19 protein-coding genes and 2 pseudogenes are annotated in these 18,082 nt (G+C 31.0%); 6 read left to right on the top strand and 15 right to left on the bottom strand.

Annotation, left to right across the window (positions count from 1 at the left end):
• Positions 1-299 precede the first annotated feature (299 nt).
• The 3 genes from ACQVV1_RS02170 to ACQVV1_RS02160 form a co-directional block, all read right to left on the bottom strand.
• Positions 300-1,151 (bottom strand): Cof-type HAD-IIB family hydrolase, encoded by an 852-nt coding sequence (locus tag ACQVV1_RS02170; RefSeq protein ID WP_063223506.1) that lies wholly within the window; start codon positions 1,149-1,151, stop codon positions 300-302.
• A gap of 171 nt (positions 1,152-1,322) precedes the next feature.
• A complete protein-coding gene (locus tag ACQVV1_RS02165; RefSeq protein ID WP_242253432.1) occupies positions 1,323-1,901 on the bottom strand; it encodes a cysteine dioxygenase family protein in 579 nt (192 codons plus the stop codon).
• A gap of 108 nt (positions 1,902-2,009) precedes the next feature.
• On the bottom strand, positions 2,010-3,224 hold the full coding sequence (locus ACQVV1_RS02160; RefSeq protein ID WP_309260188.1) for a cytochrome P450: 1,215 nt from the start codon (positions 3,222-3,224) through the stop codon (positions 2,010-2,012).
• 140 nt (positions 3,225-3,364) lie between these two features.
• Here ACQVV1_RS02160 and ACQVV1_RS02155 point away from each other — a divergent pair, with 140 nt between their 5' ends.
• Positions 3,365-3,862, top strand: a complete 498-nt coding sequence (locus ACQVV1_RS02155; protein ID WP_242253430.1) for a PadR family transcriptional regulator — start codon at positions 3,365-3,367, stop codon at positions 3,860-3,862.
• A gap of 103 nt (positions 3,863-3,965) precedes the next feature.
• On the opposite strand, the gene ACQVV1_RS02150 is transcribed toward ACQVV1_RS02155, so the two are convergent.
• The 6 genes from ACQVV1_RS02150 to ACQVV1_RS02125 form a co-directional block, all read right to left on the bottom strand.
• Positions 3,966-4,121, bottom strand: coding sequence for a DUF1540 domain-containing protein (locus tag ACQVV1_RS02150; RefSeq protein ID WP_000046091.1), 156 nt, complete (start codon positions 4,119-4,121; stop codon positions 3,966-3,968).
• Positions 4,122-4,191: 70 nt separating this feature from the next.
• Positions 4,192-4,824, bottom strand: a complete 633-nt coding sequence (locus ACQVV1_RS02145) for a Vat family streptogramin A O-acetyltransferase (RefSeq protein ID WP_431168538.1) — start codon at positions 4,822-4,824, stop codon at positions 4,192-4,194.
• Positions 4,814-6,097, bottom strand: coding sequence for an MFS transporter (locus ACQVV1_RS02140; RefSeq protein ID WP_431168537.1), 1,284 nt, complete (start codon positions 6,095-6,097; stop codon positions 4,814-4,816). Before ACQVV1_RS02140 ends, ACQVV1_RS02145 begins: the two co-directional genes overlap by 11 nt.
• A gap of 267 nt (positions 6,098-6,364) precedes the next feature.
• Positions 6,365-7,600, bottom strand: coding sequence for a cytochrome P450 (gene cypA, locus ACQVV1_RS02135; protein WP_309260186.1), 1,236 nt, complete (start codon positions 7,598-7,600; stop codon positions 6,365-6,367).
• A gap of 159 nt (positions 7,601-7,759) precedes the next feature.
• Positions 7,760-8,164: a hypothetical protein gene (locus ACQVV1_RS02130; protein ID WP_242253423.1), complete on the bottom strand. Its 405-nt coding sequence runs from the start codon at positions 8,162-8,164 to the stop codon at positions 7,760-7,762.
• 146 nt (positions 8,165-8,310) lie between these two features.
• A complete protein-coding gene (locus ACQVV1_RS02125) occupies positions 8,311-9,315 on the bottom strand; it encodes a DUF1835 domain-containing protein (protein ID WP_431168536.1) in 1,005 nt (334 codons plus the stop codon).
• A gap of 295 nt (positions 9,316-9,610) precedes the next feature.
• Between ACQVV1_RS02125 and ACQVV1_RS02120 the strand changes: the two genes are divergently transcribed.
• Entirely contained in the window at positions 9,611-9,823 is a 213-nt protein-coding gene (locus ACQVV1_RS02120) for a hypothetical protein (RefSeq protein WP_063223515.1), read from the top strand.
• A 343-nt stretch (positions 9,824-10,166) separates the two neighbouring features.
• On the opposite strand, the gene ACQVV1_RS02115 is transcribed toward ACQVV1_RS02120, so the two are convergent.
• Entirely contained in the window at positions 10,167-10,370 is a 204-nt protein-coding gene (locus ACQVV1_RS02115) for a hypothetical protein (RefSeq protein ID WP_063223516.1), read from the bottom strand.
• A gap of 231 nt (positions 10,371-10,601) precedes the next feature.
• Between ACQVV1_RS02115 and ACQVV1_RS02110 the strand changes: the two genes are divergently transcribed.
• Complete coding sequence (locus ACQVV1_RS02110; protein ID WP_162840209.1) at positions 10,602-10,778, top strand: hypothetical protein; 177 nt, start codon at positions 10,602-10,604, stop codon at positions 10,776-10,778.
• A 214-nt stretch (positions 10,779-10,992) separates the two neighbouring features.
• Positions 10,993-11,178 (top strand): hypothetical protein, encoded by a 186-nt coding sequence (locus ACQVV1_RS02105; RefSeq protein WP_242253420.1) that lies wholly within the window; start codon positions 10,993-10,995, stop codon positions 11,176-11,178.
• Positions 11,179-11,799: 621 nt separating this feature from the next.
• On the opposite strand, the gene ACQVV1_RS02100 is transcribed toward ACQVV1_RS02105, so the two are convergent.
• The 5 genes and pseudogenes from ACQVV1_RS02100 to ACQVV1_RS02080 all read right to left on the bottom strand — a co-directional run bounded on the left by ACQVV1_RS02100 (position 11,800) and on the right by ACQVV1_RS02080 (position 17,203).
• Positions 11,800-12,279, bottom strand: coding sequence for a homoserine dehydrogenase (locus ACQVV1_RS02100; RefSeq protein WP_242253419.1), 480 nt, complete (start codon positions 12,277-12,279; stop codon positions 11,800-11,802).
• Between the two features lie 318 nt (positions 12,280-12,597).
• Positions 12,598-13,014 carry a DUF3995 domain-containing protein gene (locus tag ACQVV1_RS02095; protein WP_242253418.1) on the bottom strand — a complete coding sequence of 139 codons (417 nt, stop codon included), beginning with the start codon at positions 13,012-13,014 and terminating at the stop codon, positions 12,598-12,600.
• A 144-nt stretch (positions 13,015-13,158) separates the two neighbouring features.
• Positions 13,159-13,932, bottom strand: a complete 774-nt coding sequence (locus ACQVV1_RS02090; protein WP_242253417.1) for a DUF3959 family protein — start codon at positions 13,930-13,932, stop codon at positions 13,159-13,161.
• 208 nt (positions 13,933-14,140) lie between these two features.
• A complete protein-coding gene (locus ACQVV1_RS02085; protein ID WP_431168535.1) occupies positions 14,141-16,528 on the bottom strand; it encodes an RNaseH domain-containing protein in 2,388 nt (795 codons plus the stop codon).
• Positions 16,529-16,836: 308 nt separating this feature from the next.
• Positions 16,837-17,203, bottom strand: a pseudogene (locus ACQVV1_RS02080) (homoserine dehydrogenase).
• A 66-nt stretch (positions 17,204-17,269) separates the two neighbouring features.
• Between ACQVV1_RS02080 and ACQVV1_RS02075 the strand changes: the two are divergent.
• Together ACQVV1_RS02075 and ACQVV1_RS02070 are read left to right on the top strand one after the other, a co-directional pair.
• Entirely contained in the window at positions 17,270-17,470 is a 201-nt protein-coding gene (locus tag ACQVV1_RS02075; protein WP_309260182.1) for a helix-turn-helix transcriptional regulator, read from the top strand.
• Between the two features lie 36 nt (positions 17,471-17,506).
• A pseudogene (locus ACQVV1_RS02070) lies at positions 17,507-17,981 on the top strand (restriction endonuclease).
• Positions 17,982-18,082: the final 101 nt, after the last annotated feature.

Here is an 18,082-nt window from a genome sequence, read left to right as displayed (position 1 = left end):
TTTAATCAGTATGCATTTTGTTCATCACATATCAATTCTGATTTGACGAACAACATAAATCGCGCCGACATGCATACTTATAATTTTGATGTTAGAGTTTTACGCACCGATTGTTGCAGTATAAAAATACAAAAAATATAAAGTTCATAAAATTTTCACAATTTTTATGAAAAATATAAACATTTATTCCAATATATTCTATATAATAAAATGTAATAAGGCTTCTATGAATCTCATAGAATACCTTACCCCTAATAAAAAGAAAAAAGAATCTATGTAGATTCTTTTTTCTTTTTTTATTACATTACATATTTATATAAAGCATGTGCAACACCATGTTCTTCATTTGATAAGGTTTCGTATTGACACATCGCTTTTATTTCTTCGACTGCGTTCCCCATTGCAATTGATATATTTGCTTTTTCCATCATTGATACATCGTTTAGCCCATCACCTATCGCTACAGTATTTTCAACTGGAATATTCAGGTGTTCTGCTAAAGTATATAATCCATTTCCTTTTTGGGCGTCTCGGTGATTAATCTCTAAATTATGCCAATACGAAGATGTAATGGCTAAATCAGTATTATGCAGAAACGTTTCTTTTAACTTTTTTAATTTTTCTATATCATAAGAAAATGGCAAAAGTTTATGCACATGTATATCTGTTTCTACAATCGGTTTACAGCTTTCGGCACTATGAAATGCTGTATGTTCAAGGTATAATGCTGCAATCGTTTCTAACTCTTTCAAGTCGATATTTTCATTTGAATTCTTCACATATTCGATTTCATTACGTACACTTTCTACTCCATATTCCGGCACGTACACACCTTTATCAGTATAAAGCTGATAATATAACCCATTTTCTTCAAGATAGTGCACAATCTCAAGTGCTTGCATATTTTGAATTGGATATCTCTTCATCATTTTTTTATCTTTATATATAAGCGCGCCATTTTCGGCAATAATTGGACACTCTAAATTAACTTCTAACAATAATCGCTCAATGTCGACGATAGAACGTCCAGTACAAATTGCTACAACATGACCTGCTTCTTGACATTTTCGAATTGCCTCTGCATTCTCTTTACTAATCATTTTATTCCCCGAAAGAAGAGTTCCGTCTAAATCAATTGCAATTAATTTCATTATTTCTTCACCACTTTCTATATATACACGCGTTCATATTAAACGAAAGGTATCGTTTTCATACTTATTTCGTGAAGTACTCCTTATTTATAATTTATGAAAAGCGTTTCAGGTCAAGAAATAATTATAAATAAAATCCAAAACTTTTTAAAAAAAGCTTTGGATTTTAAACTATGAATTATAACTAATATATTTTGTCTCACACATGTACACATTCTTTTCTTCAGTTGGGACGAATACTTTAAACTTTTCCAAACGTTTTCCGTAAACATGAATTGTGATAACGCTTTCACTTTTTCCTATTTCAAGAATATGACAATCAGCTGGTGGAATTACTTTATCTGTTTCTCCTTCTCCCAAATAAAGATTTCCTGTATGTGTTAAATACACAAGTGAATTTTCAAGTTGCTTCGTTTGTATAAAGTTCTGCACCATTATCCTTCCTGTAAAAACGCCTTCTACTCCCCATGTACCATCATGATCATGTAAAGGTGTAGATTGGCCGTCTTTCCATACGAGAGCTAATACTTCGAAACGCTTTAAAGGGTCTTCATATAGCAAGTGTCGTGCATATTGAGCCGAATTCGCCTTCTGTTTCTCTATCGGAAGCCATGTTTTCTTTTCTAAAAGTTCTTCTAGTAACTTTTCAATGCCACACACTATTTCTTCTTCGAATAAACAATTTTCCATAAGATCTGTAACACCTTTAATAAACTTTTGAAATGATTTACTTCCATTACAAGTCAACATAAGAATCCTCCTCTACATTTTATACAATTCCATATTAAGGTAATTTTATAAAACTCACAATTGAGAAACAAAAAACAAGATGCAAATATATACATCTTGTTAAGATTTTTATTTAGCTTCCAATCGAATAGGTAAATGTTTTAATGTTTGTTCATTTTCCAATATACATTCTTCTAAACAGAAGGATGAAGATAACTCTATTTTTTCAAAAGTCTTTATAAAAGTACTTAATGCAATCTCAGCTTCTAAACGTGCAAGTGGTGCCCCTAAGCAAAAGTGAGGGCCCTTACCAAAGGTTAAATGCTTTTCATTTCCTATTCGGTGTATATTAAATTTAGATGCTTGTGAAAACTTTTTCTCATCTAAATTTGCTGCGCTTACCCATGCAACAATCATTTGATCCTTTTTCATAAAAGGTCCAAATATATTTGTGTCCTCTGTAATTCTCCTAGCTAATGTAACTGGAAAGCGATAGCGTAATACTTCCTCAATTGCTTTCGAAATTAATTTAGGTTTTTCTCTTAATTCTTTATATGTTCCAGGTGAGTCCACTAAAAAGCAGTAGAAACTATTAATAATTAAATTTGTAGTTGTTTCATTACCAGCGGCTAATAAACCTAAAGAAAAAGTAACAATTTCTTCATCAGTTAATCTTTCGCCTTCATATTCCGCTCGTATTAAATCTGAAATAATATCGTCGATTAAATGATATCTTTTATCTTGAACGATTGGAAGAAGATATGCTTTAAATGCATTTAACGCAATTCCTTTTTCTACATCCAAATCGTTAAATTTTTCTTTACTATACGGCATAAATAAAATATCCGACCATTCTTTAATTTTTTTACGGTCAGTTGTTGGCACTCCTAATAAATCGGATATGACGGTAACAGGTAAAGGTGCAGCAAACTCTTCAACGATATTAACTTCACTATATTTTCCGATATGTTCTACAAGTTCATTTGCGATAGACTGTATTCGAGGTTTCCATTGTTCTAAACTTCTTGGAGTAAATGCTTTAGAAACAATAGAACGTACATTGCGATGTTCTGGTGGATCAGTAGAATTGATGTTTATCCTAGTTTCTAAAGGTGGGATTGCAAATTGTCTTCGTTCCCTTCTACTTGAAAATAAGCGATAATCCGATAAAACTCGATTTACATCATCATATAAAAAAACATTCCATACATCCTGCTCCTCATCATAATGAACCGAATGATTATCCCTCATAAATTGATACCACTCATATGAATTCCACAATTCTTCTTTTGTTTTCAGCTTTGAAATTTCATGAACTAAAATCACATTTTCAGGCGAAGTCATAGTTCTTTCCTCCCTTTTCTTTTACAATAAAAGTGATAGGTCGGTAGTTCAAAGTTGTATAATCTAACATATGTTATTTTAACATATACTAAAGGAGATTTTTCATTGAATAACTTGAGAAATATATAAGGAGGATTTTTATGTATGTTGATATTTTATTACTGGCAGAATTAACTTCAGGGCCAAAACACGGTTATGAAATAAAGAAAAATATCCAAAATCGGTTAGGAGAGAATTTTGAATTAAATCATAATATGCTTTATCCTTCTCTTCGGCGTTTTGAGAATATGGGGGCTATAACGAAAAAAGTACATACACAAGTCGGAAAACCAAACCGAAATATGTACGACATAACAGAAACCGGAGAAAAAATGTTTTCTGAAATGTTACGCGAGTTTCCCGAAAAACTCGCGACAAACAATGCAGAGTTTCTTGTTCGTGTCGCGCTTTTTGAAAAACTTGATTGCGAAGCTAGAAAAGAAATTTTAACAATGCGCCAAGACATACTACATAAACAGCTTACTGCTATTCAATCTTTAGATATTACCTCCTCTTTTATTACAGAAATCATTGAATTTAGTAAATCACGTATTGAACATGAATTACTCTGGATTACATCACTTATGAAGAAAATATGAAAAAATAACAAGAAAAGTTAAAAATAATGAATGAAAATGAGATTTATTATCAATACTATAATTAATAAAAGGGCAACCACGATTTGGTTACCCTTAAAAAAATTTATACTTCTGGATCAAAAGTTTTGCAATCTGTTTCTTCCGTTGTAGATGCTTGTTTACCTTTATGACTTACAACATAAATTGCATCTGCACTACATTTATTGCCGTTAGCCCAAAATTTACAGTTGTTTACTTCACATAAAACGTCTTGTGCCATAGTATCACACCTCCTTGTTCTATTATCATTAACAAAATTCGGAGGTATGATACTCTTTGTTATGCATTTTTTATTCCCTTTTTAGCTTTCTTAATGGCTCTATATTCCCTTGTACAATAGCACTTATATTTTCAGTTATTTTTTCAATATCAAAATGCCACCATTGAATTTGCAATAATTCTTCTATTATTGTATTTGTAAATCGTTCCTTTATTTTATTTGCAGGGTTTCCACCAACAATTGTATATGGTGCGACGTCTCTAGTCACAACAGATTTAGCTGCTATTATTGCACCATTCCCTATTTTTATTCCAGGCATAATCGTTGCATCCATACCGATCCAAACGTCATTTCCTATAACTGTATCACCTTTGTAAGGTAAATCAGACAAATTAGGTGTATACTTCTCCCACCCATTTCCAAATATATTAAATGGATATGCCGAAAATCCATCCATCCGATGATTCGCTCCGTTCATAATAAAGGTAACTCCATTTGCAATACAACAAAAATTTCCAAGAATAAGGCGATCTCCAAGAAATTCATAATGATGTAATACTCGATCTTCAAATGTTTCTCCATCTTTCGCATCATAATATGAATAGTCTCCAACAAGTATATTAGCTTTTGTTATTGTATTTTTTATAAAATGGACGTTTTGATTTCCTTCAATAGGGTATTTAACATTTGGATTAGGATTCATTTTGTATAGCACTTCCTTTACCACTTATTTCACTTTCTATTGCTATCGTTGGCTTTAAATTGTATATAGGTAAAATAAACAATAATCCAATTATAAAAAGGAAAGCCGTTCCTTCATACATCATACTTAATGAAAACATCTCCTTTAATGAGCCAGCAATACTCATCGTTACTACCATTGAACCTGTGAATAGTGGACTTAAAATACCATTTACACGACCAATAAAATCAGTATCGCTATTTTGAATGATGAGCGTATTAATACCAATTTGGATACAAGGAAGAACTAAACCGCTAAAAAGTTGTGCTGTAAGTGTCACCCATAAATTTGTCGAATAACCTATAATACCAATACCAATCGCCTGACCGAGCATCCCTACAATTAACATCTTTTGCGGAGCAACATTCTTCGCAAATACCATCGCTAAAGCTCCACCAACAATCATCCCTGCACCATTGACTGTCAGTAACCATTGTAAACTCTCTTTTGACAGCCCTAACTGCTCCGTCACAATAAATATACCTAATGGCTGAATTAATCCTATACCTAGTCCTGCTGCCATAAAACAAAGCCCTAGTAAAGTTAATGCTTTTTTCTTTTTCACGTATTTAATACCGTCCAGCATTTCCTGTAATAGAGTGATTTCTTTCTTCTCATTATCATTCTCAAGATCTTTAGGAAGAAATAACAACACAGCTGCCGCAAGTAAAAAAGCGATACCTGTTATGATGATTGAAATATAAATTCCAAAACTATGAAAAATAAATGTTCCAAGAATCGGTCCTAACACCATAAAAATCGCAAATATTGTTTGATATATAGACATCGCTAATTGGATTTGTTCCGTTGATAAATGTTGTTTAAATAATTTCATTCCAGATGGTTGAGAAAACTGCGAAAGGATTGCAGAAATAAGCGTGACAAAAAACACAATTTTCCACGTACCAAACATAAGAGTAATTAATACAGCAAATACTGAAATAGAACTTAACATTTCACACCATATCATTGTCTTCTTTGGCTTCCACCTATCAGCAAAAGTTCCGCCAATAAAGGAAAAGATGAAAATTGGAGCAAACTCAGCAACTGAAATCATTGAAATAGCAAAAGCATCACCTTTTGTCATTTCCATTACGTATAGTAATACCGCAAAGTTTCGAACCCATATTCCTATTTGCAAAAATAATGCTGATGCTAGAATTCCTTGCACAAACCGATTTTTTAATACTTGCGATACCCCGGTATTTTGTTTTGTTACTACATTTGTCGACATAAAAAAGCCTCCTATTTCATGTTCTGAACAGGAGGCAGCACAAATCATATGAAAAGACTATATTTTCACAGAGCGAAATACATCCCTTTTCTATAAATGTACATACTAATCCTATTCAGAAGAATATTTCGTTTTTTAACGAAGATCTCTTGCAAATAGAATTAGTTGATCATTGGGATGTATTCACCCTTCCGTTTCGAATTTAAATTACACATACATACTCTATGTAAATCATTTTCAATGTATGCATGTCTTACAATAAATATTCTAGAATGTTAATTGTAATTCCTCTAAAGAACGCATTAAATAATTACCTTGCCATTTGATTTCATCACGGTTATCTTTTATTTGTAGTTCAGGCATTCGTTTAAATAAAGTAGTGATAGCAATCTTTGCTTCTAACCTAGCAAGTGGAGCTCCTAAGCAAAAATGGCTACCATGTCCAAAGGCAATATGACGATTATTTTCCCGAGTAATATCGAATATTTCTGGTTTTTCAAATACTGTTTCATCACGGTTTGCCGAAGCTAATGCAATGACAACCATATCCCCTTTTTGAATTGTTTGGTCGTGAATTTGAAAAGGTTCATCTGCCCATCTTGAAGTCGTTACCTCAACTGGAGAATAATATCGTAATCCTTCTTCAATAGCTGCATCAATTAATTTTGGATTTTCTTTTAATAACTGTAATTGATTCGGATTTTCAAGAAGTGCTAATACTGTATTTGTTATTAAATTTACCGTTGTCTCGTGTCCTGCCACAATTAGTAACATTATCATTGAATATAGTTCCCGAGCGCTAAGTTTATGCCCTTCACTCTCTGCAAGTATTAAAGCACTAACCAAGTCTTCTTTCGGCTCTTTTCGTTTCATATCAACTAAATATTGAAGATATGTAATAAACTCAGATAGTTGCTTTTCAGTTTCTTTTATTTCTTCTGGTGTTTCTGGATAAGCAATGACAGCATGAGACCAAATTCTAAATTTCGCTTGATCCTCTTTTGGAATGCCAAGCATTTCACTTATCACAATGATCGGTAAAGGAAATGAATAATCATCAACAAGGTTTAATGAACCTTTTCGCTCGACTTCGTTCAATAAATCATCTGCGATATGCTGAATTCTTCCTTCCAATTGCGCGATCATCTTCGGTGTGAAAACTTTTTGTACAAGTGATCGTAAACGATTGTGGTTTGGTGGATCTGAATTTAACATGTGCGTCGTTAAATGATCACCATTGTCAACAGTAAGAAACACATTCAATGTATCTTGAGAAAAGACATTGGCCGGATCTTTTTTTAAGCGACTATCTTTTAAAAGTGGCAAAGCATCTTCATATCTTGTAATAAGCCACTCTGCACCTAATTCAGTTTTATTCACAAATAAGATAGGTTGCATTTTTCTAGATTCTTTATAGATTTCATACGCATCTTCTTTAAACTGAGCTGAAGCTAAATTAATGCCATCCTCTATTCTTAGCCCAACTTTATTTTTCATTGACATTGTATTCCCTCACTCTCATTTGTTTTTGAAAACCAACCAACATATGCATTATACTCTAATAAAAACGTGAAAATTGTTAATTTTTAATCAAAATCTTACTTCGTATATTGAAAAATAAAAAAAGTGAGAGAGTAAAATAATTTTACTCTCTCACTTTTTTTATGCGAAACACATAAAATTACTAATTTGTTGATAGCGGTAACTTACTTTACGACGACGACCACCTTGCCAAGTGTAACCTGATACTCCGTTTCTTCTCACTTCAGTCGGAAAGAACCATAAGTCTCTTCCGAAAGTTCCAGGACGATGTAAACGTAAATATCCCCATCTTCCTAAACAGTTACACATCCATGATTTCATATTACCTGCTTGTGCTGGAGAAGCAAATGTAGATGGTAATGATGGAGCTTGTGACGGTGGTGGTGACGTTGGAGCATCTTCCGCATCATCTGGTCTATAATCTTCTTGTTCCATATTTCTCACTTCATTTGTAGATTCATATCCGTAGTTTTGTGGTTGATAATACATCGCTTGATCATATGGATAATTTTGTTGGTTATACATATTAACAAATCACCTTCTTTTCATTCAGTACCTTTAACATTCATATGTGATATGCCCTCTAAAGGAAGCTTATGTTATAGCCCAACTTCAATTTAAAAACCTCGTATTCTTAATAATACGAGGTTTTTAAACATAAAATGTATTTATTATTTCCTTAACTTCACACTATAAAAGCGCATTTCATCTAGTGAACCTATAAATTCAAATACTTCTTGTTTAATTAATTCCTTTAAGCGATATTCTAAAAACGTATCGCCAACTAACTGCTCTACAAGACCAAGTGCTTCACCAATTACTCTCGGAGCTTTTAGAAATTCTTGATCAGCACCTACACTTTTCGCACATTCAATTATAAATTGATCAAAATAATCTTCTTGTACAGAATGCACTTCATTGTCTGTCCAAACTCTTAAAAATTCCGTACTTTTCGATAGACTATCCCACTCATGTTCAAACTGCATACGTTTCTCCACAGTTAAATAAGGCAATTCTACAAAACTTTTTTGAATTAGAGCTAAACTTTCAGGCGCTAATTCTCCAGTTCCACGAATATCATACTCTTGTTTTAATATTTCTTTACTTGCTTCAGACGTATTAATAACTCGAATGTTTTTCTTATCTTTTAATTGTGTCAATACAAAACATAGACCTACATGTTCATGTGCGTTATTTGCTTTCCAAATTGTAATAGGCGTTTCACTAGGAATAGTGTGTAGTTCTTCTATAGTTTCTATAAATCTTGGTAAATACTCATCTTCAAAATAGCTATCATAAGCGGTTAAGTTGTTTAATAACCACTCTTTTCTTGCTAATTGACCTTCATTTGTATGTAATTGATGTATTGACCCAATTGAAAAGAATTCAGAGAATGAAACCACACTCTCCTCGAGTAACCCTTCCTGTTTCAACATATATTTTAAACAACCGGCTGTTGAATCATCAAAAGCGATATGAATGTGTATACTTTCTCTTATGTTCTTTTCCTGAGTTGTATCACTCGTTAATTGCTTAGGAACACTCGTTAAATTTTTTATCATATCTTCGTTATAATTCCCGTCTAATACATCTAACTGTATTAGAATACTTTGAAGTAAGTGTTTTGCTTCATCTTCATACATATCCTCAACAACGTTTTTAATTTTATCTATCACGTAAATCCCTCTATTCATTTCAAAATAACGTAGATTATAGTGTATCATTTTACTATCGTTCTTTAAAAGCTTTTTAGTCAAATCATTTCTTACACTGATTTATGCAGCTATCTAAGTTTTTAATAAAATCTTTCTCCATCTCCTCCTCAAGCTATAGACCTAAAATATTTTTTCGCTTCCCCGTTATCAATCACACGAAATCACAATAGTTGCTAAATAAATTTTAAATACTTTGTAAATCTTTTTATTTAAATGTATAATTATATAGAAAATAAAAACTACAGGAGCAATATTAATGGAGAAAGTACTTACTACTTATAAACATTATCTAAAAAATTGGAGATTTATATTTATTTGTATATTACCTGCTGTGGCTTTCTTATATACACTTGATGTTATCTTTGAACTACTGTTTCACCAAAATTTCTATTTGTCTAATTTAATTATTGCTATCATTTTATTCTTAATATTTATTAACGTAAAAGATAAATTTAAAATCAAAGGTTAAAGAAAACTATAATTGAAACGAAACCGTTGTAGAGCTACATTTTTCATAAAAAATAAGAGCACCCTGCTATTGGATGCCCTAGTGTGATTAGAGGTTTTTTCTGAGTATTGATTCGGACACGAAGATCTTGTCCTATTACATACTATATGCTTGTACTTATTATATTGTGCATAAAAAAACACAATATCCAGATGCCAGATACATACATACACATTGGATAACTAACTCGCTATAAAAGGCCTTCCTACATTATTACTAATAAAACCTGCTCATTCTTACATTGTAAAATTGCTTTATTTATAAACAAAAAACATCCCCATGGATGTTTTTTCTCTAATCACCTTTAAACTTCCATAAACTTAGCAGGTACACCAATTTTTTCAACTACAGAAGATATATTAGTAGGATTAATCATTACATTTTCAATACAAACTAATTTATTTTCTAATAACCCTTTCTCTGTAGTAATAAGTTCTTCAAATCGTTCTAAAGTCATTGAGAATTTGTGCTCACTTCCACCATTCATACTGACTTTTACATACTTCATAGTGTCACCGCCTCTCTTAATTATCTATAATTCGATAAGAATACGCTTACATCCTTTTTTATTAAAGTATGGTTTATCACATCCCATAACACGTTTAAAATGACTTTAAGAAAAACAGCCAATCTACACCTCTTATTCTTTTTATTAAAATTACAATCAAACGTTTCTAGCATTCTACATCTTTAGAAAGAATTATATAATAGTATTGATTAAATATTAGGAGTGTTATTAATGGCTGATATAATTCGCCTCTTAATTATCATACTTATTGCTATTTTTTTGTTTTCATCTATTATTATGGAATTTAAAAAGCCTCAAAAAAGTATGTTTTGGTTCTCTATTGAAGTCTTGTTTCTGCTTGGAATTATACTTTTAATTAAAGAATTTTTTATCAAATTTTCCGCATAAACCCTTTAGTAAAATATAATATTTTATCAGTAACGCAGGAAAAATTATAATTTTGAACTCTTTTCACTGAAGTTAAGAATGTAACTTCCAATAATTATCCTTTATTTATAATTGCTTTATTAGCTTCTTCTAAGTCATATTGGTTTATTAACATTAAGACTAAAACAAGCATGCCTTGTCATATATTAAAAAAAAGATAAGGGATGTGAAAGCATTGAATAACAATCAATTTGTTTTTTATGTAGTAAAAGGTTCGGCAATTAAAAAATTTATTATTATCGATTTAATTGCTGGAACAGGAATTTATTGGACCGTAAATTTCATTTCTTCAAATGCATTACTCGCAATTATTAGTTGTATTTTTGGGACAAAGAAAATGAAGAAAATACATCATTCATAGAAACCAAAAGTATATCCCACTTCTTTCCTTTCAGTTATGTCCCTTTTATATTCCGCGTAATTGTGTACTATTCATTATCTTCTTGACATGGGAAAAGAAGTGTGAAAAGTTGGCTCATTCATTAGATTCTCTAGCAAACAACACTTTTACTTGTCTGCTTTTGTATGAGATTTTTCGTTTTACATATACTACTTTTGAACCTGCATACTAATGCAAGCCATTTTGGTGTTTTGGATTTCCCTTCCTCGGATAAGTATTTTTTACTTATCCTTTTTTGTATAGACATGTATATTTAGGGTAAAACTAATTACAAGCAGTTTTTCTGTTTATTCGTAGTTCTTTATCAAAAGACTTTTCTCCTTTTAAGGACAGCAGATACGACTGCTTGTCCTTTTTTATTTACATTTCACCCGACATTTTTTGACCAATTCTAAGCATTCTAATACGGATCCCAAATAGTCGCTGTTTATATTCATTCAAAATAAGCATTTTCTGATACTTTCCTTTTTAAGTTACACAACATGATAAAAATGAACTTATACATTTGAATCAATGTTTCCTATCTCAGAAGCTCTTCTAAATAACTAAAAAAGAACACCTTAAGTGAGTGTTCTTTTTTCTTTATGTAAGCGAACATACAGATAATATTAACCCTCCAAATGTCACTGTTCCTAGTACTCCTAATACAAATCCTGTTAAACAAATACAATCAGCAAGACAAATAGAAGATTGCGATAATGGAACAAATGACCTACTTGTGCTCGATCCATAATGTCTTATTTTCTCATAATTTATATCTAACATTAAATGTAGAGACGATATACAACCCTCAATAGTTTGAAGAGATTCATTTTCTAATCGCTCCAAAAACTTGTTATGTAAAGCAAGGGGAAGAGGAAACTGTTTATCTAAGTTCATATTTTGATAAATTAATTGTAAACGAGTTAGCATACAATTTTCCTTTTTTTCAGATACAACTGTACATTTCATATTATTAAATTCATTTAATAATAGCGTCAATTCATCCCTGGTGCCGTATAAATCCCTAGCTATTCTTCTCTTTAGTTTGTATGAATGAATAATAGATTTAATCTCAATCATTTAATTACACTTCCTAATTAAATATTATTTATCCTTATAGATAAACAGTACTTTTAAACCATATTAAAAATACACTCAAACACTTTAATTTACTATCGATTATCATTACATAAACCTTACATTATTGTAATAATTTTTTCACTGCTTACCAACTAGAAGCAATCCATCCTCTTAATTAGAGTTGTATACATCGCTTTACTTTGTAATACAGTATTAAAATATTGTTGGTTATATTTTTGCAATAAAATGTAACCACACAAAATAAGCGGCTTCTGATTGCACAGAGACCACTTATTTAATACCCATATATTTATATATTCACGTTATAATTGCTAATAAGAAGGATAAAGATAGAAATGCACAAAGTGGTATAAATAAAACGGTATCCATTCTAGCAAAATGCGTATCTTTTTCGCGTTTAAAAATACCAAAATAACGAAACTCACCAATTACTCTTATGAAAAAAACAACCATACAAACCCAGGATCCCATTTGAACAATAATATTAGGAAATGCAAAATGAACTATATTTGTTTGTTGCAATAAAATCATTGCTGCCATACTTAATAATAACGCAATGAACAATGTCACTCCTAAACCTGGTGTAAACGCCTTTTCTCCAGATTTTGTTGGAATGACAATATTCGTCGCCCACTTACCTCCAAAAGCCCAGTAAACATGTAAAAAGCTAGCTAAGAATAATATGCAGACGGCAAAATATGTAATAATAAGCATTTTGTCCTCCCATTATTTTATTTAAGTCCCCAACTTTAGATTATGCTATGAATTCCTAATTAGCAATTTATATTTAATTACATAAAAACCCTTTAATGGTTCATCAATTCAATGATAAATCATTAAAGGATTTACTGAAATTTCTTATGCATTATACCTATTTCTACGACGTTCCATCCTCGTTTGCCCTTGAACAGTACCTTCTTTATATTGATGTATTTGCTCTGGCGTTTCATATGTTGCAGCTGGAGCTGGTTCTTCGTAATTATGCTCACGTATTTTTTCTGGTGTTTTTCGTTTTGATACTTTTCCACCAAACTTAAATAACTTCATCTTAAATTTTGGTAATCTTGGAAGACGAATCTTAAATAATAGTCTTTTTCTTTTCTTTTTTTGTTTAAATAGATTAATATTTTCTTTATTATTATCTTCCTCTTTTCGGTGCAATAACATCGCAAGTAACCCACCTAATATAAGTCCCCCAATTAAAAGGAGAATATATAAGTAATGGCTCGTCCTTAAACTCGACATACGTTCAAGTATGACTAATGACTGTACTTCTTTAATATCCCATAGTAAAGCAGCCCATAATGAGACTAAACCGAATGTAAGTCCATATGTACGAAAACGGAATAGACACGGAATTAAAGCGACACAAGCGGCAATTTTCGCGTTCGCTATTATTGAACTTATTGAAATATCTTGATGCCAAATGACTAACAGTAGTGTTATAAATGGAGCATACGCTATCCAGCTACATATGCGTGAATATATTTTTTTCGCAAAATAACTACCGAAACTAGTAAAAAATAAAAGGCCTCCAATATATAAAGACTGTTCTAGTGGGATTTGCTTTATAATTCCTGCAACTGGAAAGAGGCCGCTCAATAACATTAATAGCACATCTAATTTCTTCACAATTCCTCATTCCTTTCAAATTTCTTTTGAATCAATTCATACTGCTTTTCCATTTGATGTAGTTTTTTATTTCTAAAAAACATCTTAATCCTGTATGTAAATAAAGTAAATATGTAAAAGAAAAGATACATGACAAAAGATATCCTTATTTACATGAAAAAATGACAAATCCTGATCGATATAATGAACAGGATTTGTCTACTATTATTTAAAGAAGCATAATTGAATCTTTCTTTTCTATTTTCATTATATCTACATCCAATTCATCATCAAACTCTTTAAACTCTCTTGCATCTATATCAGTCATATAGCTTTTTATTACTTTCGCCATATGCATGGAATACGGCATGTGTATATTCTTTTCCAAAAGCATACTTGAATTACAGCACATGTAATGTACCATTTTGGCAATATAATTCTTTTCTACAGCTTTTACACCTAGCGGTAAAATTTCGAGTATGTATCGCTGCAATGTTTCACTACCATTAAACGAATACTCACCAGTGCTATAATACATTCCTTTAGGATCTACATATAAACTCGTACAATCGAGTACATCCTCACATTCTATTGCACCGTATGTTGGTACATCAAAAGATGTATTTATTCTAATAATATTTAAGTTTGGAACCTTTAACACATCCGGAACAATCTCAGGGAAAGTATCTATATCAATTTTATTATTTTGTAACTCTTTTATCCAATGTTTTCTTAAACTCGCATCTATAATGAAATATACTTGCTCATTTTGCTCTTTTGCATATTGTAAAATTCCCGTTAATGTTTCAGAAACAAATTGTTTAAATTGAATTCCCATGTCATTTCTTTTTGAAGGCTGCGGTAAAAAGATATTATGTTTATTTATATTTAATAATAAACGATCAATCGTTTGCCACTCTGTATTCCCATATAATTTATATGAAATTTCTTTTCCTTTTATTTGTGAAATAATAGGTAAGAAATCAAATTTCGAGATTCTTTCAATTGATAAATTAACATATGTACAAGGTAAATTTATCTTATTCCAACTACGTTTCAAAAATCCTCTTTGTTCTAATAAACTAAGAATACAATTTATAATTGTTTTACGAGATACACTTTGGCCTATAAATAAATTAATAAATGCCGAAATACGGTTTGTTCGTGCAAACCCTTCTCTAACGATTTGCTTTGGATCAATTTTTTCACGCCCATCACAATTTTCCATTGCAATTAACGCCAATGTCGCATCATTTCGCTCACCTGCAGTAGCATAAACCGCTTTCATAACATCCTCTACTAGGTTTGTTTTGTATTTCTGACAATATTGCATTTTATATGGGTTTTGCAATAATTTTTCAATATTATACCTTACTATTTTTAACAATACTGGAGAATCTGTATGTAATACATATGATGACTCACCAATTTGCGCTATCACAATTTCACTTTCAAATAATGCTTGTTCTACTTCCATCGATATTTTTTCAGACCATATTTCTAACGTTATAGTCTCTAATCCTTTTGGAGCAATTAAAGGGAATAATTCATTTTCATTATTTATTGCTATCCTTTTACATTCTGATAGTAATCTGAAGTAGGGAAATTTTTGCTGAAACCCTTTAAATAGATACTCTCTTTCCTTTACTTTTATACCTGGTTTTATTTTAGTACCTTGAACTTTATATATTCTCTCATTGTATGGAAGCAACACCCTAATATTTGCCCCTAGCATATAATCTTTCGGATATTGTAGAATATGCTCTAATTCAACTTCTCCACCTATATGAAAATCCTCTTTTAAATTTCTAAATATCTTGATCCACTTTATACCGTTTGTAGCTTGTTGTACTTTTAGTTTTACAAACCGTGACTTTTTATTATTCGATGCAAATTCTGGAGTAGAAATTAATACCATACCCCGTTTTCGTCTTAACAGCAAAGGAATGTCTGGATGGTTATAATCTTGATAAAATCTCCGAATTCCTATTGAAACATTTAATAATGGAATGTTCTCTCCTCCGCGCGTTATATACTCGAACCGATATACGTAGGCGAAATAATCTTGTGTATTTTCATCTTTAATAGGCTCTGACATAGCCTCACAAATATTTTGTGATCTAAGTGGAGAAAAAGATATCTCTTCTTCGTTTATGTTTTCTAATTGTATAGGACGTTCACAAAAAATATGTGAAATTAAAGCTGGCACCCACTTAGCATATATTTCATTATCATGTAGAACTGTTAAATTAGAAATTAAATCGTAATGCCATTCATATTTTGGCGATTCTATTAATTTATTAGGTTTCCAATCATGAATAACCTCATACCAACTTTGGAAAATATAATCGAGTTGTTCTTTTCTAATAGGTTCTTTCGATACAATCCATGGTGTATTTTCATTTAATACATATGGATTATGCTGAATAAATAATATATCAGAAAACATATCATATAATCTTTCATTCAATCGTTTCAACTTACTCGTTAATAAAAATGTTTTATAATGTATCTCTACAATATCGAGCCATTCAATAGGGAAATATATAAATGATACGCTTTCGTTTAAAAGAGGTTCTATTATATTATCAAATGTTAACAACTTTAATTTTTTCATAAAATGATTACTTCCTTTCTTCATTTTTCTTGATTAACAAAAACTAGAAAAACAATTACTTAATCTAATCAATTTAAACCAAGTATTTAAAAGAAAAGTAAAAACTATTTATCCAAATAAAACATTACCAAAACGACTCTTTTAAAAATTAAAAGTAGTTATCATATACAGCACCTCCTTAATCATTATTTTAATACATTAGAATTATACAATACATATAATGTATTGTATTTATCATTTACAGTAACTTTACAATAAAACTAAAAAAGAACACCTTAAGTCGGTGCTCTCCTTACAAATATCAACCACTATGTAATTGAACATATAGATAACATTAATCCTCCAAATGAAATTGCTCCTAGTAAACCTAATACAAATCCTGTTAAACAAACACAATCAGCAAGACAAATGGAAGACTGCAATAATGGAACAAATGACCTACTTGTACTCGATCATATTGTTTTATTTTCTCATAATTCATATCTAACATGAAATGTAGACATGTTACACCATCCTCAATAGTATGTAGAGATTCTTTTTCTAATCACTCCAATAATTTATTATTAAAAGCAACTGGAAGAGGATACAGCTTATCTAATTTCATATTTTGATAAATTAATTGTAAATGAGATAATAGATTCTTTTTCTTTTTTTAGATGTTACTGTACATTTCATTTTATTAAATTCATTCCTCAAAATATTTATATGGACAAGCAAAAATTTAAAATGGATGTGGAAATTATGCGAAGCCAATTAAAACAAATCCTTGATAAAAAAGGCATCAAATATGGATATATTGCAAAGAAAGCTAATATAAGTAATTCTGCAATGACAAATTTATTAAAAGGTGGACTCCCATCATTACCTGTCACTTATCGTATTGCTCGTGCACTGGAAATGAAATTAGAAGAAATTTGGATTGAAGATGATGAAGTAGAATAATCATTATTCGGACATACTCATACTGAGGTGAATTGCATGATTTGGGCAATAGCATTGCTTGTAATTGTTTTTCTAATCGGTGCAATAACAAAAAGTCCACACATAACACCTGAAGAAATTAGAACCGAGCGAATCAAAAGAAGTGCAACTCGTAGTAATTTAGAAGTAATGGATCCGAGGGAATTTGAATATTTTGTAGCCGATGTCTTTCGTTCTCTTGGTTATAAAGTCCAAGTAACTTCTGATTCTAATGATGGTGGAAAAGACATCATCATTCATAAAGGGAAAGAAATGAAATTCGTTGGGGTGAAACGCTATACAAAGAACTCCATCGGCAGACCTTTTATTCAGAAGCTTCATAGTGCCATTGTGGATACTGACGCAGTTGGAGGGTATTTCGGTTACACTAAGTCATTTCAATAAGAACGCAAGGCAATATGCAGCTAATAAGAACATTGAATTAATCGATGGTGATGCTCTTATTAATATGATGGATTCTGAGACAACCTAAAAAAAGCCACCCAATAGGACGGCTCTTATTTTTACTTCATAAGCTTGTACCACAATTAAAACATTGGATATTCATCAATAAAAAATCACTACATTTAAAGA

Source organism: Bacillus basilensis (assembly GCF_050630465.1).
Lineage (GTDB): Bacteria > Bacillota > Bacilli > Bacillales > Bacillaceae_G > Bacillus_A > Bacillus_A basilensis.
Note: the sequence above shows the minus strand (reverse complement) of the source record. Positions and strands in the feature narration are given on the sequence as shown.